The organism is Streptomyces sp. NPDC102490 (assembly GCF_044765285.1).
Taxonomy (GTDB): domain Bacteria; phylum Actinomycetota; class Actinomycetes; order Streptomycetales; family Streptomycetaceae; genus Streptomyces.
In genome coordinates this window covers 33,736-50,888 of the sequence record NZ_JBIWJU010000018.1, presented here as the reverse complement: position 1 = coordinate 50,888, position 17,153 = coordinate 33,736, and the positions used below count along the sequence as shown (strand labels likewise).

At 73.5% G+C, this 17,153-nt stretch carries 21 protein-coding genes, 1 pseudogene and 1 riboswitch; of the genes and pseudogenes, 8 read left to right on the top strand and 14 right to left on the bottom strand.

Annotated elements, in window-relative coordinates:
* Positions 1–20: 20 nt before the first annotated feature.
* The 11 genes from ACIRGB_RS33410 to ACIRGB_RS33360 are packed head-to-tail and all read right to left on the bottom strand — an operon-like array spanning position 21 to position 5,934.
* Complete coding sequence (locus tag ACIRGB_RS33410; protein WP_403872810.1) at positions 21–323, bottom strand: gas vesicle protein K; 303 nt, start codon at positions 321–323, stop codon at positions 21–23.
* Positions 320–568, bottom strand: coding sequence for a gas vesicle protein (locus ACIRGB_RS33405; protein WP_403872808.1), 249 nt, complete (start codon positions 566–568; stop codon positions 320–322). The genes ACIRGB_RS33410 and ACIRGB_RS33405 overlap by 4 nt, the downstream gene beginning before the upstream one ends.
* Positions 565–1,410 (bottom strand): GvpL/GvpF family gas vesicle protein, encoded by an 846-nt coding sequence (locus tag ACIRGB_RS33400; protein ID WP_403872806.1) that lies wholly within the window; start codon positions 1,408–1,410, stop codon positions 565–567. Before ACIRGB_RS33400 ends, ACIRGB_RS33405 begins: the two co-directional genes overlap by 4 nt.
* Complete coding sequence (locus ACIRGB_RS33395) at positions 1,407–1,754, bottom strand: gas vesicle protein (protein WP_403872805.1); 348 nt, start codon at positions 1,752–1,754, stop codon at positions 1,407–1,409. The genes ACIRGB_RS33400 and ACIRGB_RS33395 overlap by 4 nt, the downstream gene beginning before the upstream one ends.
* Positions 1,755–1,775: 21 nt before the next feature.
* Positions 1,776–2,705 (bottom strand): SRPBCC family protein, encoded by a 930-nt coding sequence (locus ACIRGB_RS33390; protein WP_403872803.1) that lies wholly within the window; start codon positions 2,703–2,705, stop codon positions 1,776–1,778.
* Complete coding sequence (locus tag ACIRGB_RS33385; RefSeq protein ID WP_403872801.1) at positions 2,702–3,307, bottom strand: hypothetical protein; 606 nt, start codon at positions 3,305–3,307, stop codon at positions 2,702–2,704. Before ACIRGB_RS33385 ends, ACIRGB_RS33390 begins: the two co-directional genes overlap by 4 nt.
* Positions 3,304–3,582, bottom strand: a complete 279-nt coding sequence (locus ACIRGB_RS33380) for a gas vesicle protein GvpG (protein ID WP_403872800.1) — start codon at positions 3,580–3,582, stop codon at positions 3,304–3,306. The genes ACIRGB_RS33385 and ACIRGB_RS33380 overlap by 4 nt, the downstream gene beginning before the upstream one ends.
* A 4-nt stretch (positions 3,583–3,586) precedes the next feature.
* Positions 3,587–4,372, bottom strand: coding sequence for a GvpL/GvpF family gas vesicle protein (locus tag ACIRGB_RS33375; protein ID WP_403872798.1), 786 nt, complete (start codon positions 4,370–4,372; stop codon positions 3,587–3,589).
* Positions 4,369–4,884, bottom strand: coding sequence for a gas vesicle protein GvpJ (gene gvpJ / locus ACIRGB_RS33370; protein WP_403872797.1), 516 nt, complete (start codon positions 4,882–4,884; stop codon positions 4,369–4,371). The genes ACIRGB_RS33375 and gvpJ overlap by 4 nt, the downstream gene beginning before the upstream one ends.
* 36 nt (positions 4,885–4,920) lie before the next feature.
* Positions 4,921–5,238 carry a gas vesicle protein GvpO gene (gene gvpO / locus ACIRGB_RS33365; protein ID WP_403872796.1) on the bottom strand — a complete coding sequence of 106 codons (318 nt, stop codon included), beginning with the start codon at positions 5,236–5,238 and terminating at the stop codon, positions 4,921–4,923.
* Between the two features lie 42 nt (positions 5,239–5,280).
* Positions 5,281–5,934 carry a class I SAM-dependent methyltransferase gene (locus ACIRGB_RS33360; RefSeq protein ID WP_403872794.1) on the bottom strand — a complete coding sequence of 218 codons (654 nt, stop codon included), beginning with the start codon at positions 5,932–5,934 and terminating at the stop codon, positions 5,281–5,283.
* A gap of 249 nt (positions 5,935–6,183) precedes the next feature.
* Between ACIRGB_RS33360 and ACIRGB_RS33355 the strand changes: the two genes are divergently transcribed.
* Both ACIRGB_RS33355 and ACIRGB_RS33350 read left to right on the top strand, forming a co-directional pair.
* Positions 6,184–8,235, top strand: coding sequence for a DUF1996 domain-containing protein (locus tag ACIRGB_RS33355; protein WP_403872792.1), 2,052 nt, complete (start codon positions 6,184–6,186; stop codon positions 8,233–8,235).
* Positions 8,236–8,251: 16 nt separating this feature from the next.
* Positions 8,252–8,476: pseudogene (locus ACIRGB_RS33350) on the top strand (cellulose-binding protein); the annotation flags it as partial.
* A gap of 80 nt (positions 8,477–8,556) precedes the next feature.
* Here ACIRGB_RS33350 and ACIRGB_RS33345 read toward each other — a convergent pair.
* Positions 8,557–9,132 carry a TerD family protein gene (locus ACIRGB_RS33345; RefSeq protein ID WP_059296699.1) on the bottom strand — a complete coding sequence of 192 codons (576 nt, stop codon included), beginning with the start codon at positions 9,130–9,132 and terminating at the stop codon, positions 8,557–8,559.
* A 171-nt stretch (positions 9,133–9,303) separates the two neighbouring features.
* Between ACIRGB_RS33345 and ACIRGB_RS33340 the strand changes: the two genes are divergently transcribed.
* The 6 genes from ACIRGB_RS33340 to ACIRGB_RS33315 all read left to right on the top strand — a co-directional run bounded on the left by ACIRGB_RS33340 (position 9,304) and on the right by ACIRGB_RS33315 (position 14,852).
* Positions 9,304–9,690 carry a BlaI/MecI/CopY family transcriptional regulator gene (locus tag ACIRGB_RS33340; protein WP_403872790.1) on the top strand — a complete coding sequence of 129 codons (387 nt, stop codon included), beginning with the start codon at positions 9,304–9,306 and terminating at the stop codon, positions 9,688–9,690.
* Between the two features lie 6 nt (positions 9,691–9,696).
* Entirely contained in the window at positions 9,697–10,629 is a 933-nt protein-coding gene (locus ACIRGB_RS33335; RefSeq protein ID WP_403872788.1) for a M56 family metallopeptidase, read from the top strand.
* A gap of 330 nt (positions 10,630–10,959) precedes the next feature.
* Complete coding sequence (locus tag ACIRGB_RS33330; RefSeq protein ID WP_403872786.1) at positions 10,960–11,703, top strand: fasciclin domain-containing protein; 744 nt, start codon at positions 10,960–10,962, stop codon at positions 11,701–11,703.
* Positions 11,698–11,884, top strand: a riboswitch (cobalamin riboswitch). It overlaps the preceding gene by 6 nt.
* A 63-nt stretch (positions 11,885–11,947) precedes the next feature.
* Positions 11,948–13,024 carry an ABC transporter substrate-binding protein gene (locus tag ACIRGB_RS33325; protein WP_403872784.1) on the top strand — a complete coding sequence of 359 codons (1,077 nt, stop codon included), beginning with the start codon at positions 11,948–11,950 and terminating at the stop codon, positions 13,022–13,024.
* Positions 13,021–14,082, top strand: coding sequence for a FecCD family ABC transporter permease (locus tag ACIRGB_RS33320; RefSeq protein WP_403872782.1), 1,062 nt, complete (start codon positions 13,021–13,023; stop codon positions 14,080–14,082). Before ACIRGB_RS33325 ends, ACIRGB_RS33320 begins: the two co-directional genes overlap by 4 nt.
* The gene (locus ACIRGB_RS33315; RefSeq protein WP_403872780.1) at positions 14,079–14,852 is read left to right on the top strand and encodes an ABC transporter ATP-binding protein; all 774 of its coding nucleotides are present in this window, start codon (positions 14,079–14,081) and stop codon (positions 14,850–14,852) included. The genes ACIRGB_RS33320 and ACIRGB_RS33315 overlap by 4 nt, the downstream gene beginning before the upstream one ends.
* A gap of 36 nt (positions 14,853–14,888) precedes the next feature.
* Here ACIRGB_RS33315 and ACIRGB_RS33310 read toward each other — a convergent pair whose 3' ends face one another.
* On the bottom strand, positions 14,889–15,344 hold the full coding sequence (locus tag ACIRGB_RS33310) for a flavodoxin family protein (RefSeq protein WP_403872778.1): 456 nt from the start codon (positions 15,342–15,344) through the stop codon (positions 14,889–14,891).
* 79 nt (positions 15,345–15,423) lie between these two features.
* The gene (gene abc-f, locus ACIRGB_RS33305) at positions 15,424–17,058 is read right to left on the bottom strand and encodes a ribosomal protection-like ABC-F family protein (RefSeq protein WP_403872776.1); all 1,635 of its coding nucleotides are present in this window, start codon (positions 17,056–17,058) and stop codon (positions 15,424–15,426) included.
* Between the last annotated feature and the right edge of the window lie 95 nt (positions 17,059–17,153).

Below are 17,153 nucleotides of genomic sequence, written 5' to 3'. Positions count from 1 at the left end.
CGCCCCGGGTGCCGGTGGTCCTACGGTTCCGGGTCGGCGAGGAGGGGGCCCAGCGGGCCCAGGTCGAGGTTCAGGTCGCAGCGGCGCAGACCGTGCTGGGCGCACAGGTCGTCCATGCGCGCGTCGAGCAGCATGAGCGCCGTGCCGAGCCGGTCCTCCTGCTCCGCGCTCAGCGTCCCCTCGTCGAAGCGGCGCACGGCCTGCCGTTCCATGAGCTGGCGCAGCAGCTCCACCACGGTGAGGACCAGTGCGGCGAGGTCGTTGGTGACCCGCTCGGGGTCCAGGTCGAGGGCGTGGGCGGCACGGCCCCCGGGCGCCGTCACAGCGGCCCGCTGTCCGGCCAGGGAGCGGGCACCCGCTCGTTCACCGACGACAGCAGCGCGTGCAGGGAGATCCGCACCAGCGGCACGTCCGCGACGGCCAGGACCAGATCGCCGCTGACCACGACACCGGTCGCCAGCACCCGGTCCAGCAGGTCGACCAGCGGCACCCCGACCGGTGCGTACGGCTCCGGGCCGTCCCAGGGCACGGGAGCCGGGCCCGGCGTACGGGCGTCCGGGACGGTCATGAAGGGACCTCCTGGTCCGGTCCGGCCTGCGGGTCCTCGTCCCAGCGGGCGAAGGAGTACGGGATCCACGGACCCGAGGCCTCCACCCGCACCGCCGGGTGCGGCCCGCCGGCGGTGAACCGGGCCAGGGCCGCGGTGAAGTCCGCGCGCCGCGCGTCCGCCACCAGGTAGGCCGCGTTGAGCAGCTGCGGGGTGCGGCGGCCCGTCAGCCGCTCGCTCTGCGGGCGGTGCCGGGTCGCGGCCACCGCGTGGCGCCGCAGTGCCGCGTCGACGGCCTCCGCCTCGGCCAGCGCCTTCCCGCGCGCACCCCGCTCTTCGCGGCGCCGCGCGCTGGCCCGGCTGAGGTAGGCACGCCCGCCGCCGGAGCCGCTGGGGGCGCCGGTGCCGGTGTCCCCGGCGGCCTCGGGCGCGGCCTCGGCGGCGTGCACCTTCACCGCCCACTCCGTACGGTCCCTGAGCCGGTCCAGCAGCGTGTCCAGCACCGGCTGCCGGGCGGCCACCGCCCGCGCCGCGGTCAGGTCGCCCCGGTACAGCGTCGCCATGGGCAGCGGCACGACGGGGCCCCGCCCGGCCGCGGCCTCGACGCCCCGGTGATGGGCGCGGGCGCAGCGCTCCAGGTCGTCCGGCCGGTTGAGGCGCTCGGTCAGCGCCTCCTCGCCGAACAGGGCCGCGGGCACGTCCTGCACGACCAGGCACAGGCCGCCCACGCGCAGGACGCGCAACGGGCCGCCCTCCTCGTGCCCCCCGGCCGCCGCCAGAGCGGCGGAGTCGGGCGGGGTGCGGGTGACGGCGAAGGCGCACACGAGGCCGGTGGCCGCCGGTCCTGCGGGGGGTGCGCTCATCGCATGGCTCCCGTCGCCTCGCCCTCGGCGGCCCCCTCCAGGGCGTCGAGACGCTCCCGCAGCCGCGCGTTCTCCTCGGCGAGGGCGTCCCGCGCGGCCCGGGACGACAGCGCGGGATCGGTCTCCCACCAGTCGATGCCCGCCTTCTTGGCGGTGTCCACGGAGGCGATGAACAACCGCAGCCGGATCGTCAGGAGTTCGATGTCGAGGAGGTCGATCTTGATGTCGCCGGCGATGACGATGCCCTTGTCGAGGACGCGTTCGAGGAGGTCGGCGAGGCTGCCGGAAGGGGGCCCGTAGGGTTCTGTCCCCGGGCCCGGATACCGGTGGTCGAGGTCGGTCACCGCCCGCTCCCCGGGGCGGTGTCAGCGACGCGGGCGAGCACGTTGGTCGTCCTCGTCGTCCTCGTCGTCCTCGTCGTCTTCCTCGCCCTCATACGGCTCCTCCTCCTCGTCGTCGTACTCACCTTCCTCGTCGTCCTCGTACTCGTCCTCGGCGTCGTCCGCGTCCTCGGAGCCGTCGGAATCGTCGGAGTCGTCGGCGTACTCCTCCTCTTCCAGCGCTTCCTCGTGGCTCTTGACGACCTCGCCGTCGCGGATCTCGCCGCGCCAGCCCTCGACGTCCTCGCCGTTCGCCAGGGTCACGTGCCGCGCGAAGTGCTTCAGGTCCAGCCGCAGCCGGCGCCCCTGGGCGCGCCAGAGGTTCCCGGTCTTCTCGAAGAAGCCCGCCGGGTAGTACTCGACGACCACGACGACCCGGGTCAGCCGGGGTGCCAGTTCGTGGAAGGTGACCACCCCGTTGGTACTGCCCTTGGCGCCCTCGGAGGTCCAGGCGATGCGCTGGTCCGGGATCTGTTCCTGGACGGTCGCCTTCCAACTGCGGGTCGACCAGGCGATCTTGGCGGTCCAGTCCGAGGTCACCTCGTCATGCGGGCTGACGCTCTGGACGCCCTTGGTGAAGCCGCTGAAATCCTGGAGCTGCGTCCACTGGTCGTAGACGGTGCGCAGGGGGACGCCGATGTCGACGGTCTCCATGATGTGCGTCGCCTTGACGCTGCCGCCGCCGCTCTTCGAACCGCCGCCGCTCTTCAAACCGCCACCGTTCTTCGCATCGTCACCGCCGCCTGGGGAACCGCCGCCGTTGGCGGACTCGTGCAGGCGGTCCGTCAGGGAACCGATCCGTTCCCCCGCCTTGCCGACGAGCCCGTGCCCCGCGGCGGAGAGGTAGCCGCCCAGGGCGCCCTTGAGATCGCCGAGGGGGGACTGTCCGCCGTCGTCCTGCCGGTCGGGGGTCATGCGCGCCCACCTCCGCGCCTGCTGTCCGGGCGCGCCGCCCGCTTCGCCGGTGCGGCCTTCTTGGCGGCCGCCTTCTTGGCCGGGGCCTTCTTCGCCGCCGCCTTCTTGGCCGGCGGCCTCTTCGCGGCCTTCTCGGCCGGCTTGCGGGGCGGTGCCGGCGCAGGCCGTCGGTCTTCCGCCCGGTCCTCCTCGTCGAAGTAGGCGTCCTCGTCCGGAGCCTCCTCGTCCGGAGCTTCCTCGTCCCGGGAGTCGTCGGAGTCGTCGGAGTCGTCCCGTCGGTCCCCTCGGTCCTCGCCGGTGAGCGCGTCGGTGCGGTCGCGGAGGCTGTCCGCGAGGCCGGCGAGCCGGCGGTTCGCCGCGGCGGTGACGGCCGCGCGTCCTGCGGTCAGCAGCTCGCCCCGGACCTGGTCGGTCAGCTCCTGCAACTGGGGAGCCTGTCGTAGGCTCCCCAGCCCCTGGCCGAGCACCTGGCCGGGGGAGAGGCCGACGCGTCGGCCCACCAGGTAGGAGCCGACCGCGAAGGCGAGCTTGGTCTTCTTGGTGCGTCCCAGGAGGTATCCGCCCGCCATGGCAGCCGCCATGGCCGTCCTGCTGTCGTTCATAGGTGTCGTCTCCGCGCTGGATTCGTGGTGGCCGTGGGGCCGGTGGGCCGGGCCGGGCGTTCGAGGAGGGTGAGCAGCCGCTCCTCCTCGCGTTCGAAGGCCGCCTCGTCGACGGCGCCCTCGTCCAGGGCCCGGTTGAGCGCGGCCAGCCGCGCCTGTACGGCGCGTGGGTCGTGGGCCTGGCGCCGGGCCTCCTGGAGCAGGTGGTCGGCGATCCACGCCGTGCCGCGCACCGGCGCGAGGGGCAGCAGGAGGAGACCGCTCACGATGCCCACGCGGTCACCGGCCGGCCGGTGTCGTGGGGCGCGGGTCGACGAAGCTGTAGCAGGGCAGCGGCCCGGTCACGCTCAGGGCCAGCCGGTCCCCGCAGGCCCGGGCCCGTGCCGCCACCGCCTCCCTGAACCGCGCCTCGTCGGCCGAGCGCAGCAGGAACGACGCGCTGAGCACCTGCTCGTCGTCGGTCGTGCCCTGGACCGTGCGCACGGCGAGCGGGGCCAACTGGTCGACGACCTCCCGGGCCGCGCGCCGCGCCTCGCGGCGCACACCGAGGGCGATCGCCTCGCCCAGCCGGACGTTGGCCTCGTAGTCGGGCCGGCGCCGGGTCCGCAGGGCCAGGCCGCGCAGCTTGTCGTCGCGGCGTACCAGATCGGCGAAGTGGCCGGGCACCACCGTCCCCTTGACGTTGAGCTCCACACACCCCCGTACGCCGTCGAGCTGAGCCGTCAAGTGGGCGGCGTCCGAGCGCAGTTGGGTGAGCAGGGTGTCGGGTCGCGGGCTGAGGACGGCGAACCGCATGGGCAGCACCGGTCCCTGGGCCGCCAGTTCGTCCAGGACGGCCTGGTGGGCCATCAGGTCCCGGCGCCGGGGCCGCAGCCGCGGGGGCGCGTCGGACACCGCGGCGCACAGTCCGGACCCGCTCAGCAGCCGTACCGGGGCGCCGTCGACGCCCGGGGAGCGGGGGGAGCGGATTCCGGCGGGGGCGATGCCGTAGACGTACAGGGCCTTCGGGGCGGGCGCCGGTGCGTCGGCGATGCCGGTGGTGGCGGTGGTGGCGGGCGCGGTCATCGGTCCTCCTCCTCGGTGCGCCGGCGGGGGCGGGAGCGGGGGCGGTCGTCCTCGTCACGGGGGCGCGCGGCGGGGCGGCTGCGGGACCGCTGTGGGCTCCTGCCGCGCTCCACGCGGGCGCGCGGACGGTCCTCCACCTCCGCCTCCGTCGCCTCCTCCTCCTCGGGCTCGGGCGTGAGGACGTCGCGCACCTTGTCGGTCAGGGAGCGTGCCGTCCGCCTGGCGCCCGCCTTGCCCACGGTCTTGGCCACCGGGCTGCCGAACATCTCGGGCACGGTCTTGGACCGCACGTCGTGCTCCAGGTCCAGCCGGTTGCAGGCCTCGGCGAACCGGAGGTAGGTGTCGACGCTCGCGACCACGATGCGCGCGTCCACCTTGAGGATCTCGATGCCGACCAGGGAGACGCGCACGAAGACGTCGATCACCATGCCGCGGTCGAGGATGAGTTCGAGGACGTCGTAGAGGGTTCCGGCGCGGGGCGCGCAGACGACCTCGTCGTCGTAGGTGATCATGCGGGGGTCCTTCCGGGTGCGGGCCGCACGGCCCGCTCACTGGTCCTGGGCGCCACGCCGGTAACGCGCGGTCCTGCGGTACCGGACCAGGTCGCCCGCCGGGTCCAGCTCGACCTCGTAGGTGGCGAGCAGACTGGTGGTGTCGGGGATGCGTGCCACCTCCAGCACGTCCACGTTGACGATCCAGCCGCCGTCCTCGCTCCGGCACACCGCGGAGACCCCTTCGAGGTGGTGCCGGATCAGCTCGCACAGGGCGTCGGCGGCGCGCCGGGCGGCGTCCCGGGCGTCCCGCACGCCACGCTCGCGCGTGGTCGTGGAAGTGGTGCGGCGCCGTCGCTCGCCAGGTTCGGTCATGTGCCCATCGTGACCGTGGGTGCCCGGACCCCGCGTGCGCAGTTACCCCATCCGGGGCTGGCCCGTGCGCCGGCAGTGCAGGAAGAGGTGCGGCTCCGGCCGGGCGTCCGGGTGGGCCGGGGTGAACATCGACGCCTCCTGCGCCAGCACCTCCAGGCCGGACTCCTCGGCCAGGGTGATCAGGTCCTGTGCGGGGAAGCTGGTCACGCGCACCGGCTGGCCCATGAAGGTGGCGTCGACGTCCGCCACGTCCAGCGGCACGGTGGCCAGCACCAGGTACCCCCCCGGCTTCAGCAACCCCACCAGGTGCCGTACGAGGTCCGTCTGCTCCTCCCGGTCCAGCTGGAGCAGGGAGAAGTACACGCAGACGGCGTCGAACGAGGCGTCCGCCAGCGGTACGTCGCGGATGTCCGCGCACCGGAAGGTGGCGCCCGGCACCTGCCGTGCGGCCAGCTCCACCATGACCGGGGAGATGTCGATGCCCAGCACCTCGTGCCCGGCGGCCGCGAGGGTCTCGGCGGTGGGCCGGCCGGTGCCGCTGCCCACGTCCAGCACCCGGCTGCCCGGCGCGAGCCGCGCCAGCAGCCATTCCAGTGAGTGGCGGTGTGTCTTCGACCCGGCGAACGCCTTCTCGTACTCGGCGCCCAGCGCGTCGAACGCGGCGGCGGCCCGTGGGCGTTCCCGGTCGTCGGTCACGGCGGTCCCTTCGGTGCGGTGAGCCGGTGTCCGGGCATCGTTCCACCGGGAGCGAGCCGCCCACAAGGGGCCCTTCGGGCGACGGGTCGCACCGGACCTGTCGGCGGCGTCCCGCGCCGTGGTACGTCCTGCACCCGTGACATGAGGGAAACCTGAGAATTCCCGAGGCGCTTGAACGCCCCGGCCCCCGGTTCCGTATGGAGCCGGGGGCCTTTCACGTCCGAGTCCGTCACGACACAGGAGCACGCCTTGGGACACAACAGGCGCAGACGCCCGACCGGGGCGCGGCGCGCGACCTTCGGAGCGGTCGCGCTGATACTGGGGGGCAGCGGCCTGGTGGCCGTGAACGTTTTCGCCTCCGCGACGGAGTCCGGCAACGCCGCCGTCCCCCTGGGCAGCTCCGGAGTCGCGGCCACCGTCGACTGCCCCGACCTGACCGAACGGCTCACGGCCGTTCCGGAGCAGGCCAGGCCGGAGGTCGACACCGAACTCGCCCACCTCGACGAGCAGATCGCCGCCGCCTACCGGGGCCTCCAGGACGCCGCCCGCACCGCGGACGACGGCACCCTCGACGAGGGCGCGATCCTCGACCCGCTGCGGACGGAGCGCGCGGCGACGATCGAGCGCATCGCCGCCGCCGTCGGCAAGGCCGGAGACCGCCCCGAGGGCCTGGACACCCTGGCCGCGTGCACCCTGCGCCGCACCGAGATCGCGTCGGCTGACGCGGGGAGCGGCAGCCCGGACCAGCAGGGACAGGAGCAGGAAGAGAGCCAGGGGCAGGGGCAGGAACAGGGGCAGCAGGACGGCAAGGGCGAAGAGCCGCCCGGTGACGGGCAGCAGCAGCCCGGCAACGGCGGACAGGCGGGCAACGGCCCCGTGGCGGCGGACTACATCGCCATCGAGTCCGTCCAGCCCAACGTCGTGCGGGCGCCCCGGCAGGAGAAGGCCTCGACCGGTTCCTTCACCACCAGCTGCGGCGTCAACGCCGAGGGCCTGTTCAACTCGGACAACCTGATCGCCGCCCCCGGCGTCGGCAACGGCGCCCACCACTTCCACGACTACGTCGGCAACCAGGCCAACGACGCCTTCGCCAGCGACGAGGACCTGGCCGCCGGTGACACGAGCTGCGCCGACCAGGGTGACAAGTCCTCGTACTACTGGCCCGTGCTGCGGCTCCAGAACGGCACCGCCGAACAGGACGCCCAGTCACCCGGCGGCGGCATCGAGGGCAACGCGGGCGAGATCGTCACACCGGCCGAGGTCACCCTCACGTTCGAGGGCAACGAGCGGGGCAAGGTCACGGAGATGCCACGGCTGCTGCGCATCATCACCGGCGACGCCAAGGCGTTCGTCAACGGCAACACCAACGCGAACGCCTCCTGGAGCTGCACCGGGTTCGAGGACCGGCAGCTGAAGGACAAGTACCCGCTCTGCCCCTCGGGCAGCGACGTGGTGCGCACCTTCACCTTCCAGAGCTGCTGGGACGGCCGCAACACCGACAGCGCCAACCACCGTACCCACATGGCCTTCGCCGCCGCCGACGGCAGCTGCCCGGAGGGTTTCCGGGCCGTTCCGCGACTGGTGCAGCGGGTCGTCTACGACGTGGCCGCGCCCAGCCTGGAGGACGGGGGCAGGACCGTTCCGCTGTTCGCCGTGGACTCCTTCCCCGAGCAACTGCACAAGCCGGTCACCGACCACAGCGACTTCATCAACGTCTTCGACGAGGACCTGATGCGCGAGATGACCGAGTGCATCAACTCCGGCCGCGAGTGCGGCCCGGACACGCCCCCGGAGGCGGAGCCGGGCGAGGGCGAGGAGCAGCCCGGCGACGGCGAGGGCGACGACGGCGGCCAGACCGCCGGGCCCCCGGCCGAGCAGACCGCCACGGCCTCGGCACCCGCGGACCCCGGCCAGGACGACCAGGCGGGTGGGAAGGGCGAGGGGAAGGACGACGGGAAGACCCCCGGCCAGGACGAGGGACAGAGCGAGGGGCCGACCGGCGGGGACAAGCCCGCCCCCCCGGCCGATAGCCAGGAGGCTTCCGCGAGCGCCGAACCCAGGTCCGCGACGACGCCTGCCGCCGACACTCCGGACGACGTGAGCAGTGCCGCGTCCGGGACCACCGGCAACGGCGACAACGGCGGCAACGCGGGCGGCGCCGGATCGGCTGCCGCACCGCAGGCGCAGGGTGGACTAGCCGAGACGGGTTCCGGGCTCGGCCTGTGGCCCGCGGCGGCCGGCGGCGTGCTGTTCGCCGGTGGATGTGTGCTGCTGATCCGTTCCAGGCGGCGTGCGCTGTGACGACCGTGCCACCGGCATGACGACGGGTGGGCGGGGACACCCCCGCCCACCCGTCGCGTCGAAGGCATCGGACACGTCACCCCTCGGCACCCTGACCGCGGTCCTGCTCACCCTGATCCCCTGGAGAGGTACCGCCGTCGCCCACGGCTCGGTCGTCGACCCCGCCTCCCGCAACTACGGCTGCTGGGACCGCTGGGGCGACGACTTCCAGAACCCGGCCATGGCCGACGAGGACCCCATGCGCCACTCCCGCCCCCCACCCCCGCCGGGCGCACCGCGCCCGGCGGGGACGCCGGTCGTACCGTCGGCCGGGGTGACCGGTCAGACGTTGACGCCGAAGTCCGCGGCGATGCCCGCGAGGCCCGAGGCGTAGCCCTGGCCGACCGCCCGGAACTTCCACTCGGCGCCGTGCCGGTACAGCTCGCCGAAGACCATCGCGGTCTCGGTCGAGGCGTCCTCGGACAGGTCGTAGCGGGCGAGTTCCTGGTTGTTCGCCTGGTTGACCACCCGGATGAAGGCGTTGCGGACCTGGCCGAAGCTCTGGCCGCGGTTCTCCGCGTCGTGGATGGACACCGGGAAGACGATCCGGTCCACCTCGGCCGGGACCGCGGCGAGGTTCACCTTGACCGCCTCGTCGTCGCCCTCGCCCTCGCCGGTGAGGTTGTCGCCGGTGTGCTCGACCGAGCCGTCCGGGCTGGTGAGGTTGTTGTAGAAGACGAAGTGCCCGTCCGAGAGCACCTTGCCCGACGCGTCCAGGAGCAGCGCGGAGGCGTCGAGGTCGTAGTCGGTGCCGGTCGTGGTGCGCACGTCCCAGCCCAGACCGACCAGCACGGCGGTCAGGCCGGGTGCCTCCTTGCTGAGCGAGACGTTGCCGCCCTTGGCCAGGGAAACTCCCACTGCGTTCTCCTTCGTCGTGTGCGCCGCGTTCCGCGTTCCGCGTCCCGTGTGTCTTGCTGTCTTGCCTGTCTTGCCTGTTCTTACGCCTGCCGACAATCTACATCACTGTAGAAGTAAGCCTTCTATACGATGTCGCTCCGGTAGACGATCGGCGGCGGAAGGAGGCGGGCCGTGACGGATGACCGGCGTCCGCGGCGGCGGGGCCAGGGTGAGCTGGAAGCGCTGGTGCTGTCCGCGCTGCGCGAGGCGGACGGGCCCGCGACGGCCGGCTGGGTGCAGGAACGGCTCGGCGGCGACCTCGCCTACACCACGGTGATCACGATCCTGACCCGGCTGCTCGAGAAGGGTGCCGTCAGCCGCGAGCGTGCGGGCCGGTCCTTCGCCTGGACGCCCGCCTCGGACCAGGCGGGCCTGGCCGCGCGGAAGATGCGCAAGGTGCTGGACGCCGAGAGCGACCGGGAAGCGGTGCTGGCCAGCTTCGTCACGGGCCTCGACCCCGACGACGAGCGGCTGCTGCGCGACCTGCTCGGGCACGCGCGCGCCGCGGAGGACGGCTGACACCGCATGGGGGTCTTCGTCTTCCTGCCCCTGGTCCTGCCGCTGACGGCGTGGCCCGTCGCCAGGCTCGCCGAGCAGCACCTGCACCCGCGGACCGCGACCAGGCTGCTCACCGCCGTCGCCGCCGTGATGGCCCTGTGCAGCACCGTGTGCCTGGCCCTGGTGATGGTGGTCGGCACCGCTCAGCTGCCCGGCAACCCGCTCCCCGACGGCTGGTCGGACCCCGAGGTGCGGGCGGCGGTGCCCTTCGACGAGATCGTCGGCAAGGCGGCCATTCCCGCGCTCTGCGCGGTGGTCGCGGCCTCGGCGCGGGCCCTGTGGCGGCACGGCAGGGTGCGCCGCCGCGCCCACCGCGCGCTGGCCGGGCTGCCGGGCACCGGGGTGGCCGTACTGCCGGACGACGTGCCCTACGCGTACGCGCTGCCGGGTGGACGCCGGGACCGCGTGGTGGTGAGTACGGCCCTGCTCGACTGCCTCGAACCGGGCGAGCGGCGCGCCCTGTTCGCCCATGAGCGTGCCCACCTCGCCGCCCGGCACCACCGCTTCCTGCTCACCGTCCGGCTCGCCGCGCTGGCCAACCCGTTCCTGCGCCCCCTGCGGACGGCCGTGTCCTACACGGCGGAGCGGTGGGCGGACGAGGCGGCCGCGCGGGCGGTCGGTGACCGCCGCGCGGTGGCGACCGCGATCGGCAAGGCGGCCCTCGTCTCCCGCGGCACCCCCGTCGCCACCCTCGCCGGCCTCGCGGCGCCCGGCCCGGTGCCCCGCCGGGTGGCGGCGTTGCTGGGGCCCGCTCCCGCCGTCCGCACCTGGCCCCCGGTGTTCACGTCGGTGGGCCTGGCGGCGTGGGCCGCGGCCGCCGGAACCGCCGTCTCGGCGATGTCGTCCGCGAACGCCGCCGTCACGATGTTCCTCATCCTGCGGGCCGCGACGCCGTTCTGACCTGTTCTCACTCCCTGACGGGCGCTTTCGAGGAATCTCGCAGGTCACAGCGGCGCCGCCGCACCTTTCTCACTCGATCGGGTGGGCGACCAATCCGGAACGGGGCCCGCTCCGGATTCCCCGTGTGAGGGAAGAACCGAGACCCACGCCGACAGCGAACCGGCGGCCGACCCCGGACCCGGGTCGGCCGACCGGCACGTAACGGCGCCGCGTACTCGGCGGCCCGCCGCACACCACTTCAGCTCCGTATCAGCACTGCGCACCACGACTCCGCACCACCCCTCCGTACCGACGCAGCCTTCGTGCTGCCCGTTTTCTGGGAGATTCTCCATGAACGCCCGTATCCGCCGCTCCGCCGTCGCCGTCGTCGCGGCCGCCGTCCTGCCCCTGTCCCTGGCCGCCTGTTCCGACGACGGCGACAGCGGCTCCTCGGACTCCGCCCAGGCCGCCTCCTCGGCCCCCGCGGCGGGCGACGACCAGTCGGCCGGCACCTCCGACGGCATGGCGGACTCCGACGAGCCGTTCGGCCCGGCCTGCTCCACGGTGCCGAAGGAGGGCGCCGGTTCGTTCGACGGCATGGCCAAGGACCCGGTCGCCACGGCCGCCTCGAACAACCCGGCCCTGTCCACGCTGGTCTCGGCGGTGAAGAAGGCAGACCTGGTCGACACGCTCAACAACGCCGAGAACATCACCGTGTTCGCGCCGACCAACGACGCCTTCGCCAAGATCCCGAAGGCCGACCTGGACAAGGTCCTGAACGACAAGGAGACGCTCACCGGCATCCTGACCTACCACGTCGTCGGCCAGAAGCTCGCGCCCGCGGACCTGGAGAACGGCTCCTTCGAGACGCTCCAGAAGTCCAAGCTGACCACCTCGGGCTCGGACGAGTCCTACAAGGTCGACGACTCCGCCAAGGTCGTCTGCGGCAACGTGAAGACCGCCAATGCCAACGTCTACATCATCGACACCGTCCTCATGCCGAAGAGCGGACGGGCGTGGCGGCCCGGGGCCGGGGGCCGGGGGAGCGGGTCTGGCAGTGGCCCGTCCCCCGGCGGGGCGATGGCCCTGTGGTAGCTTGCGCAGGCCAGTCGAACCCACCTGGTGGGTCAGGGAATCCGGTGCGAATCCGGAACTGACGCGCAGCGGTGAGGGGGACGGGCGGGACACGGGCCACTGGGCGGCGTACGCCGTCCGGGAAGGCGTCCCGTCCGGTCGATCCCGAGTCCGAAGACCTGCTGGCACCCGTGCCGCGTGCGGCGCGGGCCGCATCGTACGGACGGGCTTCGCGCATGAGCCCTCGACGCCAGAGGATCCTTCCTTGCCCGCAGCACGCCCCGTCGGCCCCCGACGACTCCGCCTGTCCCGCCGTGCTCTGCGCGGTCCCGTCCTGCTCCTGTCCGGCGCCCTGCTGGCCTCCGGCTGCGGGTCCGGTACGGGCACCGACGACCCGGCCGCCCGGGCCGACGCGGCCGGCTACCCCCGCACCGTCCGCGACTGCGGGCACGACGTCCGGGTCGACGCGCCGCCGCGCCGGGCCGTCTCCCTCAACCAGGGCACCACGGAGATCCTGCTCTCGCTCGGCCTCGCCGACCGCCTGGTGGGCACCGCGACCTGGACCGACCCGGTCATGAAGGGGCTGGAGAAGGCGAACGCCGGCGTCCCCCGGCTCGCCGACGACATACCGTCCTTCGAGACGGTCCTGGACGCCGAACCGGACTTCGTCGCCGCCTCCTTCGCCTCCACCCTCGGCACCGGCGGTGTCGCCACCCGCGAACGGTTCACGGAACTCGGCGTGCCCGCCTACCTGTCCCCGTCCGACTGCGCCGGCAAGGACAACAGCGGCGACGGCGACGGCGTCCGGAACGAGCCCCTCACCCTGGACACCGTCTACGGCGAAGTCCGCGACCTGGCCCGCCTCTTCGACGTCGAGCAGCGCGGCGAGAAACTCGTCGCCGACCTCAAGGCAAGGGTCGACAAGGCGACATCCGGCATCGACGCCTCCGGCGTCACCCTCATGTACTGGTTCGCCAACTCCACCTCGCCCTACCTGGCGGGCTGCTGCGGCGCCCCCGGCGTCATCACCCGCGCGCTCGGCGCCGAGAACGCCATGGACGACACCCACGAGGAGTGGCCGCAGACCGGCTGGGAGACCGTCGCGGACCGGGACCCCGACGTCCTGGTCCTCGGCGACCTCACGCGTAAGTCGCAGACGGCCGAGACGGCGGCGAAGAAGATCGAGTTCCTGGAGTCCAACCCCGTGACCGGGAACATGACCGCCGTCCGCGAGAAACGCTACGTGCTGCTCAGCGGGCAGGCCATGAACCCCACCATCCGTACCGTCGAGGGCGTGGAACAGGTGGCGGCGGCCCTGCGCGCGTTCGGGCTCGCCCAGTGACGTCCGCGAGCCGGACCGCGCCCGTCTCCGGCATACGCGCGCCGCGCGGCGCCCTCGTGTGGGCGGCGGCCGGGACCGTCGCCCTGTGCGTCTCCGTGGCCGTCGCCGTCACCATCGGACCGGCGGACATCGGCGTCGCCGACGTGTGGTCCGTGATCGCCGCCCACCTCGGCGCCGGCACCGCCGCCGGGGACGTGTCCCCGCTCCGCGCCGGCATCGTCTGGGACCTGCGACTGCCCCGTACCCTGCTCGCCGCGGTGTGCGGAGCGGGACTCGCCGTGTGCGGGGCCGTGCTCCAGTCCCTGCTGCGCAACCCGCTCGCCGACCCCTTCGTCCTCGGCGTCTCCTCCGGCGCCTCGACCGGCGCCGTCCTGGTCGTCGTGCTCGGTGTGGGCGGTGGCGCGCTCTCCGTCTCCGGCGGGGCGTTCATCGGCGCGGTCTGCTCCTTCGCGCTGGTGATGCTGCTCAGCCACAGCCTCGGCGGCACCACGGACCGGGTGGTGCTCGCGGGCGTGGCGGCGATGCAGCTGTTCTCGGCGCTCACCTCCTTCGTGGTCATGACCGCCGCCGGCGCCGAGACCACCCGCGGTGTGCTGTTCTGGCTGCTCGGTTCGCTCGGCGGCGCGGGCTGGAGCGACGTGTGGACCGGCACCGCCGTCCTGGCGCTGGTCCTGGCCGTGTGCCTCGGTCACGCCAGGACGCTGGACGCCTTCGCCTTCGGCCAGGACGCGGCGGCCGCGCTCGGCGTCCACGTGGCCCGCACCCGGCTGGTCCTGCTGTGTGCCACCGCCCTGCTCACCGCCGCCCTGGTCGCCTCGGCCGGCGCGATCGGCTTCGTCGGGCTGGTGCTGCCGCACGCCGTACGGGCGCTCACCGGCCCCGGACACGCCCGGCTGCTGCCGGTCTGCGCGCTCGCCGGTGCCGTGTTCCTGGTGTGGGTCGACACCCTGGCCCGTACCGTCCTCGAACCCCAGGAGGTCCCGGTGGGGGTGGTGACCTCGCTGATCGGCGTGCCGGCCTTCGTGCTCGTGCTGTACCGCACCCGGAGGACGCGGTGACCCTGAACGCCGAGCGGGTCTCCCGCACCACCGGTGGCCGGCTGATCCTGGACGGCGTCGACCTGAGCCCGCGCGACGGCGCCATGACGGGCCTGCTCGGCCCCAACGGCTCCGGCAAGTCCACCCTGCTGCGGCTGCTCGCCGGCGTACTCGCCCCGACCTCGGGCCGCGTCACCCTCGACGGACGCCCCCTGGACCGGGTGGGCCGCCGGGACGTCGCCCGGCGGGTGGCCGTGGTGGAGCAGCAGACGGACACCCAGGTGGAACTGACGGTCCGGGACGTCGTCCGGCTCGGCCGCATCCCGCACCGCCGCGCCTGGACACCGGCGTCGGCGGCCGACGAGGAGGCGGTCGCGGACGCCCTGGACCGCACCGGCCTGACGGGCCAGGCCGACCGCCTCTGGCACACCCTCTCCGGCGGCGAACGCCAGCGCGTCCAGATCGCTCGCGCCCTCGCCCAGGAGCCGCGTGAACTCCTGCTCGACGAACCGACCAACCACCTCGACATCCAGCACCAGCTGGACGTGCTGGCCCTCGTCGCCGCCCTCCCCGTCACCAGCGTGGTCGCCCTGCACGACCTCAACCTCGCCGCGATGTACTGCGACCACCTCGTCGTCCTCTCGGAGGGACGGGTCGTGGCCCGCGGCGAACCGGCCGAGGTCCTGACGACGGACCTGGTCGCGAAGGTCTACCGGGTCGACGCCGAGATCACCCGCGCCGGCCCGGCAGGCCGCCCGCACGTGCGTTTCCTGGGCACACTGCCGCGCTAGGAGCCGGGGCGAGCACCCACCGGGGGCGGGCCGGGCTCAGTCGTCCATCAGACCGGCGGCGAGCGTGGCCCCCAGCTCCCAGCAGGCCTCCAGGTCGGCCTTGCCGGGCTCACCCGTCACGTTCACCGCGGGCGCCGCGCGCTGCCAGCCGAGGCCGGTCGTGACCGACTCGATGCCGCGCACCGCGCCCGTGGTGTCGCTGCCCCCGTGCACGTAGTAACCGAAGGGACGGCCCCGCGTCTCGTCCAGGCAGGGGTAGTAGACCTGGTCGAAGAAGTGCTTGAGCGCACCCGACATGTAGCCCAGGTTGGCCGGGGTTCCGAGAAGGAAGCCGTCCGCCTCCAGCACATCGACGGCCGTGGCCGCCAGGGCCGCCCGCCGGACCACCCGTACCCCTTCGATCTCGGGCGCGGTCGCCCCGGACACGACGGACTCCAGCATCGCCCGGCAGTTCGGCGACGGCGTGTGATGCACGATCAGCAAAGTGGCCACACCGGCAGCCTGCCGCGCGGCACCCGCCGACCGCAAACGGACCCCACGGCACCCGGGAGGTCCGTCCCCGGCCGGCGCCCTACTCCTCGGCCGCCCCCGTCTCCGTCAGCTCGCCGTCCGCCAGCCGCAGCCAGCGGCCGACGCCGATCTCGCGCAGGAACCGCCGGTCGTGACTGACGACCACGAACGCACCCCGGTAGGAGTTCAGGGCGCTCTCCAGCTGGCCCACACCGACCAGGTCGAGGTTGTTCGTCGGCTCGTCCAGGAGCAGCAGGTGCGGGGCCGGTTCCGCGCACAGGACGCAGGCCAGCGTGGCCCGCAGCCGCTCGCCGCCGGAGAGCAGGCCGACGGGCAGATGCGCGCGGGCACCCCGGAAGAGGAAGCGCGCGAGGAGGTTCATCCGCTCCGCCTCCGGACGCTGCGGGGCGTAGGCGGCGAAGTTCTCGGCGACGGTGCGCTCCTCGTCCAGCAGGTCGAGCCGCTGAGAGAGGTACGCGACGCGCCCGTCGGCACGCCTGAGGTCGCCGCCCTCCGGCTCCAGGTCGCCGTTGAGCAGCCGTAGCAGCGTGCTCTTGCCCGCGCCGTTGGCCCCGGTCAGCGCGATCCGCTCGGGCCCACGGACCGTCAGGTCGACGCCCGTTCCGGCGAACACCTCCCGCTCGCCGAGCCGGATCCGGAGCCCCTGACCGAGGAAGAGGGTGCGTCCCGCGGGGACGTCGGTCTCCGGCAGGTCCAGCGTGATGCGCTGTTCCTCGCGCAGCGACCGCTCCGCCTCGTCAAGGCGTGCCTTCGCCTCACCGACCCGGCTGGCGTGGGTCTGGCCCGCCCGGCCCGCGGACTCCTGGGCGCCGCGCTTCATGGTGCCCGCGAAGATGCGGGGGAGCCCGGCGTTCTTCAGGTTGCGGGCGGCGTTGCTCGCACGGCGGTCGGCGCGCTCGCGGGCCTGTTGCAGTTCCCGCTTCTCCCGCTTCAGCTCCTGTTCGGCGTTGCGGACGTTCTTCTCGGCGACCTCCTGCTCGGCGCGGACGGCCTCTTCGTACCCGGTGAAGTTGCCGCCGTAGAAGCGCAGTTCACCGCGGTCGAGTTCGGCGATGCGCTCCATGCGGTCGAGCAGCTCCCGGTCGTGGCTGACCAGCAGCAGACAGCCGGTGTAGTCCGTGAGCACGTCGTGGAGTCTGCTCCGGGCGGCCGAGTCGAGATTGTTGGTGGGCTCGTCGAGCAGCAGTACGTCGGGCCGCTTCAGCAGCTGGGCGGCGAGCCCGAGGGAGACGACCTGACCGCCGCTGAGCGTGCTCAGCCGCCGGTCCAGGGCGAGGTCGCCCAGGCCCAGGCGGTCGAGCTGGGCGCGGGTGCGTTCCTCGATGTCCCAGTCGTCGCCGATGGCCGTGAAGTGCTCCTCGGCCACGTCCCCGGACTCGACGGCGTCGATGGCCCGGATCACGGCGTCGACGCCGAGGACCTCGGCGACGGTCAGGTTCCCCGTCAGGGGGAGGGTCTGCGGCAGATGGCCGAGGACGCCGGAGACCGTCACGGAGCCCGCGGTGGGCCGCAGCTCCCCGGCGATCAGCTTGAGCAGGGTGGACTTGCCGGCCCCGTTGGGGGCCACGAGACCCGTGCGGCCCGCGCCCACGGTGAACGACAGGTCCTCGAAGACGGGGGTGTCGTCGGGCCAGGAGAAGGACAGGTGGGAGCAGCGCAGGACGGCGTCGGACATGGAGACGACCTCGTGAGGCTGAGGGGCAGGAGACAGACCTCTGCCCGGGAAGGAAGACAGGGAAAAGGGAACGACGAAGGGGCCACTGCGACGGC